Raw genomic sequence first — 17,843 nt, 5'->3', positions numbered from 1 at the left:
GATGGTTTCGCTCATGGATGTCCAAACAAGTTTACCGGCGAGCGACCGTCTCGCCGCCGCTCTGGCGGCGCTCCGCGATCGCTTCGGACAGCGGATGTCCTTATCCTTGGCGCTGCGCCAACAGCACGCCAACACGACCTGTTATCTGCCGAACGAGCCGCCGGACGCCGTGGTGTTCGCGACCTCGACGGCGGATGTGCAAGATGCGGTTCGCATCTGCGCCGCCCATGCGGTGCCGATCATCCCCTATGGGGTGGGCACGTCGCTCGAAGGGCATCTCAATGCGCCGCAGGGCGGCGTCTCGATCGATCTGTCGGGCATGAATCGCGTGCTGGCCGTCAACGCCGAGGATCTCGATTGCGTGGTCGAGCCGGGCGTCACCCGCAAGCAGCTCAACGAGTTTATTCGCCAGCAGGGGTTGTTCTTTCCGATCGATCCGGGCGCCGATGCCTCCATCGGCGGCATGGCGGCGACGCGTGCGTCGGGCACCAATGCGGTGCGCTACGGCACGATGCGGGACAATGTGGCGGCCCTCAAGGTCGTTACCGCCAATGGCGACCTCATCACGACGGGCTCGCGCGCCAAGAAATCCTCGGCGGGTTACGATCTGACGCGGCTCTTCGTCGGGTCCGAGGGCACGCTCGGCATCATCACCGAGGTCACGCTACGGCTGCACGGCCTGCCCGAAGCCATCATGGCGGCGGTCTGCCCTTTTCCAACCATCGCGGCGGCTTGCGATACGGTGATCGCCGTCGTGCAATCGGGGCTTCCGATCGCCCGCATCGAATTGCTGGATGAGGTGCAGGTCCGCGCCTCGAACGCTTATGCGAAGCTTGATCTGGCCGAGGTGCCGACACTCTTCCTCGAGTTCCACGGCACCGATCGCGCCGTGCAGGAACAGATCGAGCGCTTCGTCGAGATCGCGACCGAGTTCGGGGGCGCCGCGCCGCAATGGGCCAGCAAACCAGAAGACCGCAGCCGGCTCTGGCAGGCCCGACATGACGCCTATTGGTCGGCGCTGCCGCTGCGGCCGGGGGCCAAGATCATCGCGACCGACGTTTGCGTGCCGATCTCGCGCCTGGCCGAATGTGTGACCGAGACCAAGCGCGACATCGAGGAGATGGGTCTGATCGCGCCGATCGTCGGTCACGTCGGCGACGGCAACTTCCACACCAGCGTGATGATCATGACCGAGGATGCGGCCGAAATGGCGGTTCTGAAGCGCTACATGACCCGGTTGATCGACCGCGCTCAAGCGATGGGCGGCACCTGCACGGGCGAGCATGGTGTCGGGCAGGGTAAGCGGCGATATCTCGAAGCCGAGCATGGCGCCGGAGCCATTGCGGTCATGCGCTCGATTAAACAGGCCCTCGATCCCCAGGACATCATGAACCCTGGTAAGGTGCTGCCGCCTCGCTGAAGACTGGCCAAGGCGGCGCGATCGTCTTAGTCATAGTGTCATAACGCCTCACGGCAAACGATCATCAGGAGGACCCCATGTCGCACGCCCTGCAGTTCTATATCGACGGCGCTTGGGTCGATCCCGTCGTCCCGAACGTTCTCGACGTCATCGACCCCTCGAGCGAAGATGCGTTCGCGCAGATCTCGCTGGGCTCGAAAGCCGACGTCGACAAAGCGGTCGCGGCCGCCAAACAGGCCTTCCGGACCTTCTCGCGCACCACCCCGGCTGAGCGTTACGACCTGCTGCAGCGGATCATTGCGGTCTACAAGACCCGCAGCAAGGATCTGGCCAACGCGGTGTCGCGCGAGATGGGCGCGCCCCTCGATTTTGCTCTGAACAGCCAGGTCGGCATCGGCCTCGCGCATCTTGAGAAGATCGCGGCTGTCCTCAAAGATTTTTCGTTCGAGCACCGCAAAGGAACCTCGCTGGTCGTCAAGGAGCCGGTCGGCGTCGTCGGACTGATCACGCCCTGGAACTGGCCGCTAAACCAGATCACCTGCAAAGTCGGTCCGGCGCTCGCGTCCGGTTGCACCATGGTGCTGAAGCCGAGCGAAATCGCGCCGCTCGACGCGATCATTGTCGCGGAAATTCTCGAAGAGGCCGGGGTGCCGAAGGGCGTGTTCAACCTCGTCAACGGCGATGGCCCGACAGTCGGTCAGGCGTTGGCGAGCCATCCGGATGTCGACATGATGTCGTTTACGGGGTCGACCCGCGCCGGCATCCTCGTGGCCAAATCCGCCGCCGATACGGTCAAGCGGGTGCATCAGGAGCTTGGCGGAAAGTCGGCCAACATCCTGTTTCCGGACGTTGATTTCGCCGATGCTGTCGCGAAGGGCGTTGCTGGCTGCTTCGGCAACAGCGGCCAGTCCTGCAATGCGCCGACCCGCATGTTCGTGCCGCGCGATCGCAAGGACGAGGTTGCGGCTTACGCCAAAGCCGCCGCCGAGACCTTCGTGGTCGGTGCGGCCGACGCGCCCGGCACCAAGCTCGGCCCGGTCGTGAGCCAGATCCAATATGATAAGATCCAGGGCCTAATCGAAGCCGGCATCGCCGAAGGCGCAACGCTGCTGGCCGGTGGCCCGGGCCGCCCTGGTGGTCTCAATCGCGGCTATTTCGTTCGCCCGACCATCTTCGGCGACGTCACGCCGGACATGCGGATCGCTCGCGAGGAAATCTTTGGCCCGGTTCTGGCGATCCTGCCCTATGACACGGTCGATCAAGCGATCGATCTCGCCAACGATACGGTCTACGGCCTCGCATCCTACATCCAAGCCAAGGATCTCGGCAAAGCGCGGGACGCGGCGAGCCGGATGCGGACCGGGAACGTGCATATCAACTACCCGGCTTGGGACGCGGGCATTCCGTTCGGCGGTTACAAGCAATCGGGCAATGGCCGCGAATATGCGGAATATGGGCTCGAGGACTTTCTCGAGATCAAAGGGATCCTCGGCTACGAAGCCGCCTGAGGACGTGTCACGGCGCGTCGGTCCGCTCGATGGTCGCCGACGCTTCTTTGTCGAGAAGGGCGCGCTTGCGTTGCACGCCCCACCGATAGCCCGATAGCGCGCCATCGGTGCGGACGACGCGGTGGCAGGGGATTGCCACCGCGATCGCGTTTGCGCCGCAGGCTCGCGCCACCGCCCGGACCGCCTGAGGAAGCCCGATGCGCCGGGCGATCTCCGCGTAGCTCGCGGTGCTGCCGACCGGAATGTCCCGCAACGCCTGCCAGACCCGCTGCTGAAACGCCGTGCCACGCACATCGAGCGGTAGGTCCAGCGCCGTCGCGGGGCCGTCGACCAAGCCCACCACGGATGCGACGATCGCCTCGAAACCTTTGTGGCCGCCCATGAGGTCGGCTTTCGGAAACCGATCCTGCAAATCGCGCGCGAGCTGGTCGGGATCGTCCCCGAGCAAGATCGCGCAGATGCCTTTCAGGCTTTGCGCCACCAGGATGGAGCCGAGCGAGCATTCCCCGATCGCGAAATGGATCGTCGTGTCGGGTCCTCCCGCGCGGAAGACGGTCGGGGTCATCCCCAGCATCTCGTCCGACGCGGCATAGAAGCGTCCATTCGAGTTGAACCCCGCATCGTAGATCGCCTCGGTGACGCTGGCGGAACCATCAGACAGCCGGTCCCGCACCCGCTTGGCGCGATGGGCGCGTCCATAGGCGCTCGGCGTTACGCCGGTCGTGGCCTTGAAGATCCGATGAAAGTGGAAGGGGCTCATGGCGACGGCATCGGCCAAGGCCTTGAGCGAGGGAAGGTTTTCGGCTGTCTCGATGATGCGACAGGCCTCGGCTACCCGCGCAACCTGCTGCGTCGCCAGGGAGATCGTGTCGGGGCGACAGCGCAGGCAGGCCCGAAAACCCGCCCGCTCGGCCTCGGCGCAGGTGGTGTGAAAGGTCACATTTTCGGGCTTCGCGAGTCGGGCCGGGCAACCCGGGCGGCAATAGACGCCGGTTGTCCGGACCGCGTAGACGAAGGCTCCGTCCTGCGAAACGTCGCGCCGAACGATCGCGTGCCAGCGCGGGTCTTCGGCGGTCGATACCATCGAGGTCGATGGGACTGTGTCGGCTGACATGGCGGTCGAAAGGCTCATGGCTTTTCCTCTCCTGATCATGTCACGATTTAGGCTGTCCGGTCGTCGTCCCGCACTCCGGTGCTTGCGGTCAAATCGACAAGACGGCGCTGTCGCGCCGGCGTGATGTCGTCACGGAGCGGTCCTCCGTCGCGGTCGGGCCGGTCACATGGGCGATCGCGGCCAAGAGTTCGTTTTGCCGGAACGGCTTGGCGAGCCGCGGCAGCCGGGCGCCCTCCCATTCCTCCTGCAGCAATTCGGCATAGCCGGTCGCCAGGATCACGGGCAAATCGGGATGGCTCGTCTGGAGGTGCCGCGCCAGTTCGAGCCCGGTCATGCCCGGCATCGCGTGATCCGTCACCACGAGGTCGATCCGTTCATGGGGGTCGTTGAGGACCGCCAGCGCATGCGCGGCTGAATCGACCTCGATCACGGCATGGCCCAAGTCTTCGAGCATGGCGGTCGTTCCGGCGCTCACCAACGTGTCGTCGTCGACCACCAGAACGGTCAGCAAGCGTTCGGCTTCGTTTGGCACCTCGAGCCGTTGCTGCATCGCCGCGAAGGAGCGGTCATCCGCAACCTCGCGAATCTCCGCCTGGGGCAGCCACAAGGCGACCGTGGTGCCTTTGCCAACCGCGCTGGACATCTGCAGGGCACCGCCCGATTGTGCCGCCAAACCATGCACCATCGACAGACCGAGCCCGGTGCCTTTACCCGGTCCCTTGGTGGTAAAAAACGGTTCGCTCGCCTTCGCAAGCGTTGCCTCGTCCATCCCCGAGCCGGTATCGGTGACCTTGATGCTGACATAGGGCCCGGGCGCAAGGTTCGGTTGCAGTGGATCGCGCACGGCCCTCACGCTCTCGTTCCGCGCCACGATCGCGATCGAGCCGCCCTGCGGCATCGCATCCCGCGCGTTCACGCAGAGATTGAGCAGCGCGAGTTCGAGCTGGTTCGCATCGACCCGCACGATGGCAAGATCCGCCGGCACATCGCGCGAGAAGACCACACTCGGCCCAACGGCGCGTTTCAGAAAATCCTCGATACCCCCGATCAGCGCGCCCGCGTCCACATCCTGCGGCTCCAGATCCTGCCGCCGCGCGAAGGCAAGCAGCCGCTGGGTCAGGGCCGCGCCCCGGTCCGCGCCCTTCATGGCATTGTCGACCAGCCGATGGGCGCGCGCGTCCTCGGCTGGAAGCCGCTTCTTCAACAATTCGAGGCTGCCGATGACCGCCATGAGAAGGTTGTTGAAGTCATGCGCGACGCCGCCGGTCAATTGGCCGATCGTGTCGATCTTCTGTGCTTCGAACAATTGCGCCAGCGCGATCTCGCGCTCACGAGTTCGTTCCTCGATCCGATGTTCGAGATCCTCGTTCAGATGTTTGAGCGCGTCTTCGGCCAGCTTGCGCTGAGTGATGTCGAAGGTCACACCGCTGAGCCGAACCACCCGTCCTTCCTGGTCGAAGCTCGGCGCCGCTCCGGTGATGCACCAGCACGTTGCCCCATCAACGGGTCGCAGGATGCGGAATTCGATATCATAGGCGGCCCGATGCTTGATCGCATGCGCCGCGCCGCGTCGCATCAGGTCGAGATCGTCGGGATGGACCAGCGCCATCACACTGTCAACGGTCGGCGCGAAGGTCTTGGGATCGACCCCGAAAATGCGGTATTGGCCCTCGTCCCACTGATGCGTTCCGGTCGCGAGGTCCCAGCTCCACGACCCCATTCGCCCCGCCGCGAGCGCGAGATCGCGCCGATGCTCGCTCTCGCGCAGGCTGGCGGTCGAGGCTTCGAGCGCGGCCGTCCGTTCGTCGACGCGGCGTTCGAGTTCCGCGTTCAGGCGCTCGAGATCCCGCGTCTTGCGGAATAATTCGGCGAAAATCTTGACCTTGGCGCGCAGCACCTCGGGCACGACCGGCACCGGCACGTAATCGACCGCACCCGCCTCGTAGCCGCGCAACCGGTCGAGGTCGGTCACCTGGATGGCCGACACGAAGATGATCGCGGTCTTCTGAAAGCGCGGGTGTTCGCGCACCATGGTGGCGAGCTCGAAACCGTCGAGTTCGGGCATGCAGACGTCGATCAGAATGACCGCGACCTCGTTCTTGAGCAGTTTTTCGAGCGCTTCGCGTGCCGAATTCGCCTTGATCAATGTCTCGCCAAGCTCCGCGAGAATCACCTCGTAGCTGAGCAGCTTGGCGGGCTGATCGTCGACCAGGAGAATGTTGATCCGATCCGGCGTTTCGAGGTTCACGTCCAAGCGCTCCGATTTCGTCATCGATGCAGCCACATCCGCAGCGCTGACAGCAGTTGTTCGGTGTTGACGGGTTTCGCCAGATAGTCCGACGCACCCGCTTCGAGGCACTTCTCGCGGTCGCCCTTCATGGCCTTGGCGGTCAGGGCGATGATCGGCAGGCGGCGCAGCGCGGGGTTGGTGCGGATCACCTGCATGGTCTCGTAACCGTCCATTCCAGGCATCATGATGTCCATCAGCGCGATGGCGATGTCGGGTCGGGTCTCGATCCAACCGATCGCCTCGCTGCCGGTGGTCGCGGTCAGGACCTGCATGCCACGGCGTTCCAAGACGCTCGAGAGCGCGAAAATGTTGCGCGCGTCGTCGTCCACGAGCAGGACCGTCCGGCCTTGCAGGTCTTCGTCCGACCCGTGCAGGCGTTCCAGCATGCGCTGTTTGTCGGCCGGCAGATCGGCCACGACCCGGTGCAGGAACAAAGCGGTCTCGTCGAGCAGGCGCTCTGGCGATTCGACGCCCTTGATGACGGTCGTGCGGGCGAAGCCGTGGATCAAAGCGTCTTCATCTTCCGATAGCGTCCGGCCGGCAAAGACCACGACCGGTACGCCACTGATCCCGGTATCGGAGCGGATGCGGTTCATCACCTCGAAGCCGGACATATCGGGCAGCGCGAGATCGAGCACCATGCAGTCGATCGACCCCTCGCGCAGCGCCGCGATGGCGCCGGCGCCGGTCGCGGCCGTCACGATGTCGATATCATCATGCCCGAGAAGGTCGGTGACGCTCGTCCGGTCGCTCGCCCCGTCCTCGACCACGAGCAAGCGTCTGCGGCGCGGTGCCGCGAAGGTCTTGATACGCGCCAGCGCATCGCCGAGCCCCTCGCTCGACGTCGGCTTCGACATGAACGAAAAGGCACCGCGCGCGAGCCCATGCTGTCGGTCATCATCCAGCGTCACGATTTGGACCGGGATATGCCGGGTCGCCGGATCCTGCTTCAGGTGGCTGAGGACCGACCAGCCCAGCATGTCGGGCAGGAAGACATCGAGCGAGATCGCCGTGGGCTGGTAGTCACGCGCGAGCGCGATGGCGTCGGCGCCACGGGTCGCCATGAGGATCTTGAACCCCTGCGCGCGCGCCACGTCGCCGACCATCCTGGCGTAATGGGGATCGTCTTCGACGATCAGCAGCACGCTATCGTTGGTCTCGAGACGCTGCCGATCGTCGTCCGGCGCGGTCTCGGTCGAGCCCGGTCTGTCGGCCAGCCGCGCTCCTGCCCGGATGGCGATTTCGGCGACGCGCGCCGCGACCGTATCGGTGCCGGACAGTGACGGGTTCGCGTCCGTCGCAGTGGGATTGGCGAGGGCTCGCACCGGGATCGCGGGGGCTTCGAACGCGCGCGGAAGATAGAGCGTGAACGTGCTGCCGACGCCCGGCGTGCTCTTCAATTGAATCTCGCCGCCGAGCAGATTGGCGAGTTCGCGGCTGATCGCGAGGCCGAGCCCCGTGCCACCATATTTGCGGCTGGTGCCTGCATCCGCCTGTTGAAACGCCTCAAAGATGATGCGCTGCTTCTCGGGAAGAATGCCGATGCCGCTGTCGCTGACCTCGAAGGCCACGATCGAAGAGGCATGTTTCAACACGGGGTGGTCGAGCATGCCGCCCCCTTGGAGCGGGAACACCCGGAGGGTCACTCCCCCCTGCTCGGTGAACTTGAAGGCGTTGGACAACAGGTTTTTCAGCACCTGCTGAAGCCGCTTGGAATCGGTGATGATGCTCTTGCCGAGATCGGGCGCGAGATCGAGCGCGAACGACAAGCGGCGCCGTTCCGCCTCGTGGCGGAACGGGCGGGCCATGATGTCGAGCAGGTTGCCGACGAAGATCTCTTCCGCCTCCACCGACGTGGTGCCGGATTCGATCTTCGAGAGGTCGAGAATATCGGTGATGAGGTTGAGAAGGTCGGTGCCGGCGCCGTGGATCGTGCGGGCGAACTCGACCTGCTTGCCGCTGAGGTTCTGGTCCGGATTCTCGCTGAGTTGCTGGCCGAGGATCAGGATGGAATTGAGCGGCGTCCGCAACTCATGGCTCATATTGGCCAGGAACTCGGATTTGTATTTCGACGTCAGGGCAAGCTCCGCCGCCTTTTCCTCGAGGGCGCGACGCGCCTGTTCGATCTCCTGGTTCTTGGCCTCGACCTCGACATTGCGTTCGGCGAGCTGCTGCGCCTTCTGTTCCAATTGCTCGTTGGTCTGCTGCAATTCGCGCTGTTGGGTCTGCAATTCACCGGCGAGCTGCTGCGACTGGGTCAGAAGCCCCTCGGTCTGCATGGTCGCCTCGATGGAGTTCAGCACGATTCCGATACTGGTCGTGAGCTGTTCGAGGAAGGACATCTGCAGCGCCGTGAAGGCGCCGAGCGAGGCGAGTTCGATGACGGCTTTGACCTGCCCCTCGAACAACACCGGGAGCACGATCGCGTTGCGGGGCGCGACGCGGAACAGGCCCGAGCCGATCGGCACGACATCCGGCGGCATTTCGGTGATGACCATGCGGCGTCCGTTGCGGGCGCATTGGCCGATCAGGCCCTCGCCTATGCCGAGCCGAGCGCGATGCCCGCTCGATCCGTCATCTGCATAGGCGGCCAGCAGCACCAACCCGAAAGCGGCGTCGTCGCGACTTTCGACCTGATAGATGACCCCGTGCTGCGCGCCGACAAGCGGAGCCAGCTCGTCGAGCAACATTCGGCCGACGGTTTCAAGCTCGCGTTGGCCCTGCAGCATATTGGTGAAACGCGCCAAATTCGTCTTCAACCAATCCTGTTCGGTGTTCCGGTCCGTCGTGAGCCGGAGATTGCCGATCATCGTGTTGATGTTGTCCTTGAGCTCGGCCACTTCGCCGCGCGCCTGAACCTGGATCGAGCGCGTGAGGTCACCCTTGGTGACGGCGGTCGCGACCTCGGCGATGGCGCGCACCTGCGTCGTCAGATTGGCGGCCAGCAGGTTCACGTTGCCGGTCAGGTCCTTCCAGGTTCCGGCGGCGCCGGGCACGTTGGCCTGTCCGCCGAGGCGACCCTCGACCCCCACTTCGCGCGCCACGCTGGTAACCTGATCGGCGAAGGTCGCCAGCGTTCCGGTCATGTTGTTGATGGTCTCGGCCAGCGCCGCCACCTCGCCCTTCGAGGCGACCGTCAGGTTCTGCTTCAGGTCGCCGTCGGCCACGGCCGTCACGACCTTGACGATGCCGCGCACCTGTTCGGTGAGGTTCGCGGCCATCACGTTGACGGTATCGGTCAGGTCCTTCCAGGTGCCGGCGACGCCGGGCACGGTCGCCTGTCCGCCAAGCTTGCCTTCGGTGCCGACCTCGCGCGCGACGCGCGTCACCTCGCCCGCGAAGGCGTTGAGCTGGTCCACCATGGTGTTGATGGTGTTCTTGAGTTCGAGGATTTCGCCTTTGACGTCGACCGTGATCTTGCGCGAGAGATCGCCCCGCGCCACGGCGGTCGTGACTTCGGCGATGTTGCGGACCTGCGTGGTGAGATTTGCGGCCAGCAGGTTGACGTTGTCGGTCAAGTCCTTCCAGGTTCCAGCCACACCCGGCACGGCCGCCTGTCCGCCGAGGCGACCTTCGGTGCCGACTTCGCGCGCGACGCGCGTCACCTCGCCCGCGAAGGCGTTGAGCTGATCCACCATCGTGTTGATGGTGTTCTTGAGTTCGAGCATCTCGCCTTTGACGTCGACCGTGATCTTGCGCGACAGGTCGCCGAGCGCCACCGCGGTGGTGACTTCGGCGATGTTGCGCACTTGGCCGGTGAGGTTCTGGCCCATCGAATTGACGTTTTCGGTGAGGTCTTTCCAGGTGCCGGCGACGCCGGGCACCTGAGCCTGTCCGCCGAGCTTGCCCTCCGTGCCGACCTCACGCGCGACGCGCGTCACCTCGGAGGCAAAGCGGTTGAGCTGATCCACCATGGTGTTCAGCGTTTCTTTGAGTTGCAGGATCTCGCCTTTGACGTCGACCGTGATCTTGCGCGACAGATCGCCGTTGGCGATGGCGGTCGAGACTTCGGCGATATTGCGGACCTGCGCGGTCAGGTTGCCGGCCATGGAGTTGACGCTGTCGGTGAGGTCCTTCCAGGTGCCGGCGACGCCTGGCACGATGGCCTGGCCTCCGAGCTGCCCTTCGGTGCCGACCTCACGCGCGACGCGCGTCACCTCGCCTGCAAAGGAGCGCAACTGGTCCACCATCGTATTGATGGTCTCCTTCAGTTGTAGAATTTCGCCACTGACATTGACCGTGATCTTCTTGGACAGGTCGCCCTGCGCCACGGCGGTCGAGACTTCGGCGATGTTGCGGACCTGCGCGGTGAGGTTCCAGGCCATGGAATTGACGTTGTCGGTCAGATCTTTCCAAGTGCCTGCGACGCCTGGGACCTCGGCTTGGCCGCCGAGCCGCCCTTCCGTCCCGACTTCGCGCGCGACGCGCGTCACTTCGCCCGCAAAACCATTGAGCTGGTCCACCATCGTATTGATGGTCTCTTTCAGCTCCAGGATTTCGCCGCTCACGTTGACCGTGATCTTCCGCGAGAGATCGCCGCGCGCCACGGCAGTCGTGACCTGCGCGATATTGCGGACCTGTGCGGTGAGGTTGCCGCACATGGCGTTGACCGAGTCGGTCAAATCCTTCCAGGTGCCTGCGACGCCCGGCACGATGGCCTGACCGCCAAGTTTACCCTCCGTGCCGACCTCTCGGGCGACGCGCGTCACTTCCGACGCGAAGGAGCGCAACTGATCCACCATGGTGTTGATGGCTTCCTTCAGTTGTAGAATTTCGCCCCGCACATCCACGGTGATCTTCTTGGACAGGTCACCATTGGCCACAGCGATCGTCACGTCGGCGATATTACGGACCTGCGCGGTCAAGTTCGAGGCCATTGAATTGACGCTCTCGGTCAAATCCTTCCAGACGCCCGTGACCTCGCTGACCTGAGCTTGGCCGCCGAGTTTGCCGTCGGTGCCGACTTCCCGCGCGACGCGCGTCACTTCCGAGGTGAAGACGCTGAGCTGTTTGATCATCGCATTGACGATGGTGGCGGAGCGCAGGAACTCACCGTCGAGCGGCCGGCCATCGACGGCGAGCGGCATGGTCTGCAGCAGGTCGCCTTTGGCGACGGCCGAGATAGCGCGCGTCACGGCGGAGGTGGGCCAGAGAAGATCGTCCATCAACGTGTTGACGGAGGTTTCCATGCCGCCCCACGCCCCGTCCGACAAACCGAAGCGCACGCGGGTCCGGGTCTTGCCGTCGCGTCCGACCACTTGCCCGACATGCTCGAGTTGCTGGGCCATGCGCTGGTTCGCAGCCGCAATGTCGTTGAACGTATCCGCGACCTTGCCGGCCAGCCCGGTATGGTGGCCTGAGAGGCGAACGGAAAAATCGCCAAGCCGGAGCGCGTGTAAACCGTCCAGCAGTTCCTCGAGGTCGAGCGCCAGAGGCAGCCGCGCCGACGTGGTGTCGCCCGTCTGCAGGGCAGAGCGGCTGTCATCGCCAGAAGGCGCCGGATCGAGGGACGGCTCGTGGCTCATCGGTTCGTCTCCGTCTGCTCATCCATGCCTCAGCGCTTCGACGCGCATTTATCGCGATGGATAGCCGATATCGTGCGACGCCGCCACGCGCCGATGCGCCGCCCGCGTTGACGCGGGCCGCTGCCGCGTCGATGCCGTCGGGCGCGGCGAGCCGATGTCTCGACGGTCACGGCGACCGCGGCGTCGGTTCAGGCTGGCGAACAGCCCTTCTGGCGTTGTTTGGCGACCCCGATCTTGCGCAGTTCGGGGGTGAGATCGGGGTTGCTGAGATAGACCTTGTAGTAGCTGCAAAGCTCCTCGCTGGTCATCTTGTCGATCGGCTTACCCGGATCGTAGAAGGGATTGTTCTTGTCCGATTGGCACCCCGAAAGCGCCAAGCCACTGGCGACGACGAGAAGCGGAACGATCCTTCGCATGTTCGACCTGTCCTTGGGGCGCGAGACGGAGAGAGGTGCGCCAGCGTCGCTAGCTGAAAATCGGCGCGCCGTCGAGGTCGATAGGGCCGAGAACCGCGATCGGTCTTGTTTGCGCGCTGAAATTAACGGCAGCGAGACCATTCTGCTTTATGTTAGGTTCTGTAGCCGCTGCAAACCTCGATCGGAACCGAGCATGCAAGGAGATCAGGGCTTCACTCCGACGGCCGTCCGGGAGCCCTCCAATCGGCTTTTGACGATCGGCTATACGGTTGCGCTCGGTCTTGTGGCGTTGATGGCGCTGGCGTCGCACGTGACGCTCAACCACGTGCTGCACGAACACGAGGGCGCGGCATCGGTCATCAACGTCAGTGGGCGCCAACGCATGCTGTCGCAGCGGATCGCCGGCTTTGCGGCCGAAATGGCGTTGAACGTTCCAGGCGCTCGCGGCGAGTTGCTCAACGCGGCCGATGAATTCGAGAGGTCGCATCGCAACCTGATCCTCGGCAACGAGGCATTGCATCTCCCCCCGGCGCAGACCCCCGAATTGCGCGCGATCTATTTCGAGGGGGACCATCCACTCGATGCCTCCGTCAAGGTGTTCGTGGCGCGGGCGAGGCAACTCGCCGACATGAAGCTCGACGACCCCGCCCGTGTGGATGAACAGGCGCATCTCTTCGCCGAGGCTCGCGAGCCCATTCTGACCGACCTCAACGCCGTCGTGACGGCGCACCAGCGCACCAGCGAGGCGCGATTGAACATGCTCGAGCGCATGCAGACCACCTCGCTGATCGTCATCCTCATGACCCTGATCGTGGAAGCGCTCATCATCTTTCGGCCGATGGTGCTGCGGATCGCGCGCTATACGCGCGCCCTCAGCGTCATGGCGGCCACCGACTATCTGACCAACACGCTCAACCGCCGCAGCTTCAGCGAGCGGGCCAAGGCCGAGTTCGACCGTGCCGCCCGCAATGGTCGGCCAATCTGCGTGTTGGCGATCGACGCCGATCGCTTCAAATCGATCAATGACACCTATGGGCATTCGGGCGGGGATGCGGTGCTGAGGGCACTCGCGCTTGCGATCTCGCAAAATCTTCGTCCGTCTGACTTGTTCGCTCGTATGGGCGGCGAGGAATTTTCCATCCTGCTGGCCGAAACGCCCCTCCAGGGCGGTCTGGCGACGGCTCAGCGTCTGAAAACGCTCGTCGAGGCGTTGAAGGTGCCATTTGCGGGCAAGCTGATCGATTTCACGATCAGTATCGGTGTGGCGGAGCGGGGCGACGGCCACGAAACGCTGGAAACGGCGATGAGCCGAGCCGATGCCGCGCTCTACAGGGCCAAAGCAACTGGCCGCAACCGGGTCGAGGCGGCCCCACCCTCGGTTTCGCCCATGCCGGATCGCAACGATTATGGATCAAGGCTCGCTCAGCCTGCGAGGTAAATCGTTAGACCGATCCGGGCTCTCAATCCCCAACGATTGACGAGAAACGGTAAAGCAACGCTTAAGCCTTGATCTTCTGGTTCTTCAAAGCTTGTTTTTCTTAAACGCGCTGCCGCGGTGGATTTACAACGCGAATGCTTGAATGTGCAGGTTCAGACCGGAACCAGGGTTCGGCCGCAGAGTTAACGTGGCGATCCGAGAACCCGAGAGCCAAGCGCATGACCCTGCAAAATAATCGTCCCGACCACGTGAACGACCCGGTGACACCCGAGGCGGCAGCCCCGACCTCGGTCATCGAGACTTTGAAGGATCAGGCGGCGCAGGCAGCCGATGACGCCAAGGGATCGCTGACCGCTATGGCATCCGATGCGCGGGGCAAAGTCAGCGATATCGTCGACAGTCAGAAAAGCGCCGGCGCCGAGCATCTGTCTCGCTTTGCCAAAGCGGCGCAGTCGGCCGCCGGCGAACTCGATGAGAAGAATCCCCAAGTGGCTCGGCTCGTGCGCGATGCGGCGTCGTCGATCGATCGTTTTGCCGACGATCTTCACCACCGTGACCTCCGCGACGTGCTGGAGCAGGTGACGACCTTTGCTCGGAAGCAGCCGGTCGCGTTCTTCGCAGGCTCGGTGCTGGCCGGGTTTGCGCTCGCTCGTTTTCTGAAAAGCGATGCGCCCCCGGCATCGACCCGCACCGCGACTCCCCCCGCGACTGAGGTCTGAGACGCACGAGCGAGGTGTTGCGATGAACGAAACCCCCATCACGCGGCCATCGACCCCGGGGCTCCTGGCCGATGCACTGAGCCACATGACGACCTTGTTCGAGAGCGAAATCGGTCTCGTGCGACGTGAGATCAGCGAGAAGATCACCCAGGCGGTCACCTCGATCGGGGTTCTCGTTGCGGCGGCGGTGTTGATGCTCTCGGCCCTGATCCTGCTGCTGCAAGGGGTCGTGGAGCTTTTGGTTCAGTCCGGAATGCGACCATCGTCGGCCTATTTTCTGGTCGGCGTGGCGATCGCGATCCTTGGCGGCATCGCGGTCGCCCTCGCGCTGCGTGGCCTATCGGCCGCCAAGCTCGCCCCGGTCCGCACGATCACGCAGCTTGGCAAGGATGCTCAAGTGTTGAAGGAACAGGTGAAATGAGCGCGTCGACCTCGTCTTCCGCGTCCGATGCCGAAGCCCACGCCGAACAGGCGCGTGCCGGCCTCGTCGGCACGCTCAATCAACTTCGCGAAAACCTCAAGCCGGCCAATATGGTCGAGGAGGTGATGAACAACGCCAAGGTTGGCGCGTCGACCATCACGGACCAGCTCTGGGAGACCGCGAGAAAGAACCCGGTTCCGGCGCTTCTGATCGGCGCCGGTGTCGCCATGATCTTTGGATTTGGCCAGCGGGCCGCATCCTCGAGCCGACCGCAGGGTTGGGCTTCGGCGCCGGACGGAAGTCCAAGTGATCGATCGATGGTTGGACGTGGCAGCTCCACTCCGAACGATCTCGGACCTCTACGCGCCCCATCGCCGAGCGTGTCGACCGGCAGTGCGTTGCGGACGTCGCTGAACGACAGCCGCGACCGCGCCGCAGGGCTGATCGCCGACGCGCGTTCGCACCTGTCATCACTGACGGCCAGCAGCACCGATGCTGCGACGGCCGGCATTAAGCGCAGATCTACAAAGGAGACCGACATGTCGAATTTTCGTTCACGAGACCGCCTTGGGTCGACGCTGACGCGCCTGATCGACGAGCAACCCCTGGTCCTGGCCGCCCTCGGTTTGGCAGTCGGAGCGGCCATTGGTGCCGCCGTTCCGTTGACCGAGGCTGAAAACACCCTGATGGGCGAAAGCAGCGGCTCGGTTCGCGACGCCGCTCAGGAGATGGCACGCGAGCGCTACGAGCAGTTGAAGTCAGCTGCCGGCCACGCCGTCGAGGACATCAAGCAAAGCGCGGCCGATCATGGCGTGTCGACCGATAACCTGGCCGATCTCGTCCATGACGTCGCCGACAAGGCCAAGACGGCCACCTACGAGGCTGGCCAGACAATCGCGCCCTGATCGCATAACGAATGGCCGGACGCGAGAGTGTCCGTTCAATCCTGGCCGGGTTCGCCGACGAGCCCGGTCGCCGCGATTGCCGACATGATGGCTTTTTCATCTTGATCAGAGGTGTCGCCGGATGCTCCGACGGCCCCGAGCAAAAGACGGTTTTGATCGTAGAGCAGAACCCCGCCCGGCACGGGGACGAGATCCCCGCCGACTGCGTGAGTCACGGCCGCGATAAAGAAAGCCTGGTCGACCGCGCGCTTGCCGAGTGACCGCGACCCCATCCCCAGCGCCAACGCGCCATAGGCTTTTCCATGCGCGATCTCGAAGCGCTTTAGGGAGGTCCCATCCTCGGCCGCGGCGGCTTTGATGGCGCCGCGTGCATCCAGCACCGCAATCGCCATGGGCTTGAGGCCGCTCTTGCGCGCGGCGTCGAGAATCGCGGTAACGAGCGTCTGGGCTGTTGTGAGAGTCAGGGTCATCGATGGGTCAGCTTTCGTCGGTTGCGAGGGTGAACTGGTTTGGAGCGGAAGCCTGCCGAGTACAACCGGAAGCTTTTGTCAAAGCACGGCGGAGCCGGCCGAGAGTTCGGTTCTGAGCGCTCGTGCCGCTTTGGCCAATGCCGGATCGGAGCGGCGACGCGGACGGGGAATCTCGACGTCGAGCGTCGCGACGAGCCGTCCGGGCGAGCCGGCCAGCACGATGACCCGGTCGGCCAGATAGACCGCTTCATCGATGTCGTGGGTCACGAACAGAACCGTTGTCCCGGTAGCGGCCTGGATCCGCTGCACCTCGTCCTGGAGCGTTTCGCGGGTTAAACTGTCGAGTGCCGAAAACGGCTCGTCCATCAACAGCACGCCCGGGTCGATCGCGAGCGCGCGGGCCAGCGCCACGCGCTGGCGTTGCCCGCCGGATAATTGGTGCGGCCAGCGCCCGCCGAGCGCCCCGAGCCCAACAAGATCGAGCATCGCCTGCGCGCGCGCGCGACGCTCGTTGCGCGATCCGCCGCGTCGCTCCAGCCCGAACGCCACATTGGAGAGAACACGACGCCAGGGGAGGAGACGCGCGTCCTGAAAGACGAGGCCGATCGGCGCGCGCCCGTCCCGTGTCGGCGCGATCGTGACGGTCCCGCCGCTCGGTTGCGCCAGTCCGATCAGCACGCGGAGAAGCGTCGATTTACCGACCCCGGATTCGCCGACGATCACCAGGATTTCGCCCTGGCGCACGCCGAGCGTCAGCCGATCGAGCACCGTGGTGCGGATGCCGTCGCGCTCGAACGCGAGACTGACATCGCGAATGTCAATGATGGCCGACGCGTCGGTTGCGCTTATGGCCGCCATCGGAGAACCCAGCCTTGCAGCGCCACGAAGGCGGAGTCGAACAGACCATAGAGGCCGGCCATCGTGAGCATGTAGACGATCACGATATCGGTCGCGAGAAGGCTGGAGGCTTGCATCATGCGCTGACCGACGCCCGGAACACCGAAGATCTCCGACGCCACCACCGACATCCAGGCCTGACCAAGTGCGGTTCGTAACCCAACCAAAATGCCGGGCGTGGCGGCCGGCAGGATGATCTTGACCAGCAGGCTCGGCAGCGTCCGAAATCCGAAGGCCTGCGCCACCTCGACGAGATCGCGATCGACCGCGCGCACGGCCCCGAGCGTCGCGAAGAACACGATCCAGAAGACGCCGATCGCGATAATGAAGACGGCAGCCGATGGTTCGACCCCGAACCAGATGATCGCGAATGGCACCCAGGCGAGCCCGGGGATCGGGCGAAGCAAGCGCACCACCCAGGCCGTGAGATGCTCGACCCGCGGCAGCATGCCGGCCGCGAGACCAAAGGCAATGCCGGCGCTCGCGCCGATCAGCAGCCCCACGACATAATGGGTGAGGCTCGACAGGACCGCGACCGGCCACACCCCAGAGGCGATCTCGCGCCAGAACACCACCGGAATGGTGCTGGGCGGCGGCAGGAACAGCGGGTTGACGAGGCCGAGGCGCGGCGCGGCTTCCCAGACGCAGAGAAAGACGAGCAGACCCGCTGCCGCCAGCGCGGTCGAGCGCAGCGGCGTCGTCGTTGCGGACGACGTCATG

At 64.4% G+C, this 17,843-nt stretch carries 13 protein-coding genes; 6 read left to right on the top strand and 7 right to left on the bottom strand.

The window, feature by feature from the left end:
* Positions 1-13 precede the first annotated feature (13 nt).
* Together LGH83_RS11815 and LGH83_RS11810 are read left to right on the top strand one after the other, a co-directional pair.
* The gene (locus LGH83_RS11815) at positions 14-1,420 is read left to right on the top strand and encodes an FAD-binding oxidoreductase (protein ID WP_227398843.1); all 1,407 of its coding nucleotides are present in this window, start codon (positions 14-16) and stop codon (positions 1,418-1,420) included.
* A gap of 77 nt (positions 1,421-1,497) precedes the next feature.
* Positions 1,498-2,928, top strand: coding sequence for an aldehyde dehydrogenase family protein (locus tag LGH83_RS11810; protein ID WP_227398842.1), 1,431 nt, complete (start codon positions 1,498-1,500; stop codon positions 2,926-2,928).
* 7 nt (positions 2,929-2,935) lie between these two features.
* On the opposite strand, the gene ada is transcribed toward LGH83_RS11810, so the two are convergent.
* The 4 genes from ada to LGH83_RS11790 form a co-directional block, all read right to left on the bottom strand.
* Positions 2,936-4,060, bottom strand: a complete 1,125-nt coding sequence (ada, locus tag LGH83_RS11805) for a bifunctional DNA-binding transcriptional regulator/O6-methylguanine-DNA methyltransferase Ada (RefSeq protein WP_413771041.1) — start codon at positions 4,058-4,060, stop codon at positions 2,936-2,938.
* A gap of 70 nt (positions 4,061-4,130) precedes the next feature.
* Entirely contained in the window at positions 4,131-6,314 is a 2,184-nt protein-coding gene (locus tag LGH83_RS11800) for a response regulator (protein ID WP_227398841.1), read from the bottom strand.
* Positions 6,311-11,857 carry a HAMP domain-containing protein gene (locus LGH83_RS11795; RefSeq protein WP_227398840.1) on the bottom strand — a complete coding sequence of 1,849 codons (5,547 nt, stop codon included), beginning with the start codon at positions 11,855-11,857 and terminating at the stop codon, positions 6,311-6,313. Before LGH83_RS11795 ends, LGH83_RS11800 begins: the two co-directional genes overlap by 4 nt.
* 188 nt (positions 11,858-12,045) lie before the next feature.
* Entirely contained in the window at positions 12,046-12,273 is a 228-nt protein-coding gene (locus tag LGH83_RS11790) for a hypothetical protein (RefSeq protein WP_131195730.1), read from the bottom strand.
* Positions 12,274-12,466: 193 nt separating this feature from the next.
* On the opposite strand from LGH83_RS11790, the gene LGH83_RS11785 reads away from it, so the two are divergent.
* The 4 genes from LGH83_RS11785 (at position 12,467) to LGH83_RS11770 (ending at position 15,756) form a co-directional block, all read left to right on the top strand.
* Complete coding sequence (locus tag LGH83_RS11785) at positions 12,467-13,711, top strand: diguanylate cyclase (protein WP_227398839.1); 1,245 nt, start codon at positions 12,467-12,469, stop codon at positions 13,709-13,711.
* A 218-nt stretch (positions 13,712-13,929) separates the two neighbouring features.
* The gene (locus tag LGH83_RS11780) at positions 13,930-14,430 is read left to right on the top strand and encodes a hypothetical protein (protein WP_227398838.1); all 501 of its coding nucleotides are present in this window, start codon (positions 13,930-13,932) and stop codon (positions 14,428-14,430) included.
* Between the two features lie 22 nt (positions 14,431-14,452).
* Positions 14,453-14,851, top strand: a complete 399-nt coding sequence (locus tag LGH83_RS11775) for a phage holin family protein (RefSeq protein ID WP_227398837.1) — start codon at positions 14,453-14,455, stop codon at positions 14,849-14,851.
* The gene (locus LGH83_RS11770) at positions 14,848-15,756 is read left to right on the top strand and encodes a hypothetical protein (RefSeq protein WP_227398836.1); all 909 of its coding nucleotides are present in this window, start codon (positions 14,848-14,850) and stop codon (positions 15,754-15,756) included. The genes LGH83_RS11775 and LGH83_RS11770 overlap by 4 nt, the downstream gene beginning before the upstream one ends.
* A 35-nt stretch (positions 15,757-15,791) precedes the next feature.
* On the opposite strand, the gene LGH83_RS11765 is transcribed toward LGH83_RS11770, so the two are convergent.
* The 3 genes from LGH83_RS11765 to LGH83_RS11755 form a co-directional block, all read right to left on the bottom strand.
* Complete coding sequence (locus tag LGH83_RS11765; protein WP_227398835.1) at positions 15,792-16,226, bottom strand: GlcG/HbpS family heme-binding protein; 435 nt, start codon at positions 16,224-16,226, stop codon at positions 15,792-15,794.
* A gap of 78 nt (positions 16,227-16,304) precedes the next feature.
* On the bottom strand, positions 16,305-17,084 hold the full coding sequence (locus LGH83_RS11760) for an ABC transporter ATP-binding protein (RefSeq protein ID WP_227398834.1): 780 nt from the start codon (positions 17,082-17,084) through the stop codon (positions 16,305-16,307).
* Positions 17,072-17,842, bottom strand: a complete 771-nt coding sequence (locus LGH83_RS11755; protein WP_131114229.1) for an ABC transporter permease — start codon at positions 17,840-17,842, stop codon at positions 17,072-17,074. The genes LGH83_RS11760 and LGH83_RS11755 overlap by 13 nt, the downstream gene beginning before the upstream one ends.
* Between the last annotated feature and the right edge of the window lies 1 nt (position 17,843).

Origin of the sequence: Lichenihabitans sp. PAMC28606 (assembly GCF_020616535.1) — a bacterium.
In the GTDB taxonomy this organism is placed as follows: Bacteria; Pseudomonadota; Alphaproteobacteria; order Rhizobiales; family Beijerinckiaceae; genus Lichenihabitans; species Lichenihabitans psoromatis.
Note: the sequence above shows the minus strand (reverse complement) of the source record. Positions and strands in the feature narration are given on the sequence as shown.

What these genes read in the sequence shown, in the direction of transcription:
- LGH83_RS11775 (WP_227398837.1), top strand. Translation starts at nt 14,453, where the DNA reads ATGAACGAAACCCCCATCACGCGGCCATCGACCCCGGGGCTCCTGGCC.
- LGH83_RS11760 (WP_227398834.1), bottom strand. Translation starts at nt 17,084, where the DNA reads ATGGCGGCCATAAGCGCAACCGACGCGTCGGCCATCATTGACATTCGC.
- LGH83_RS11780 (WP_227398838.1), top strand. Translation starts at nt 13,930, where the DNA reads ATGACCCTGCAAAATAATCGTCCCGACCACGTGAACGACCCGGTGACA.
- LGH83_RS11810 (WP_227398842.1), top strand. Translation starts at nt 1,498, where the DNA reads ATGTCGCACGCCCTGCAGTTCTATATCGACGGCGCTTGGGTCGATCCC.
- LGH83_RS11765 (WP_227398835.1), bottom strand. Translation starts at nt 16,226, where the DNA reads ATGACCCTGACTCTCACAACAGCCCAGACGCTCGTTACCGCGATTCTC.
- LGH83_RS11770 (WP_227398836.1), top strand. Translation starts at nt 14,848, where the DNA reads ATGAGCGCGTCGACCTCGTCTTCCGCGTCCGATGCCGAAGCCCACGCC.
- LGH83_RS11755 (WP_131114229.1), bottom strand. Translation starts at nt 17,842, where the DNA reads ATGACGTCGTCCGCAACGACGACGCCGCTGCGCTCGACCGCGCTGGCG.
- LGH83_RS11790 (WP_131195730.1), bottom strand. Translation starts at nt 12,273, where the DNA reads ATGCGAAGGATCGTTCCGCTTCTCGTCGTCGCCAGTGGCTTGGCGCTT.
- LGH83_RS11815 (WP_227398843.1), top strand. Translation starts at nt 14, where the DNA reads ATGGATGTCCAAACAAGTTTACCGGCGAGCGACCGTCTCGCCGCCGCT.
- LGH83_RS11800 (WP_227398841.1), bottom strand. Translation starts at nt 6,314, where the DNA reads ATGACGAAATCGGAGCGCTTGGACGTGAACCTCGAAACGCCGGATCGG.
- ada (WP_413771041.1), bottom strand. Translation starts at nt 4,060, where the DNA reads ATGAGCCTTTCGACCGCCATGTCAGCCGACACAGTCCCATCGACCTCG.
- LGH83_RS11795 (WP_227398840.1), bottom strand. Translation starts at nt 11,857, where the DNA reads ATGAGCCACGAGCCGTCCCTCGATCCGGCGCCTTCTGGCGATGACAGC.
- LGH83_RS11785 (WP_227398839.1), top strand. Translation starts at nt 12,467, where the DNA reads ATGCAAGGAGATCAGGGCTTCACTCCGACGGCCGTCCGGGAGCCCTCC.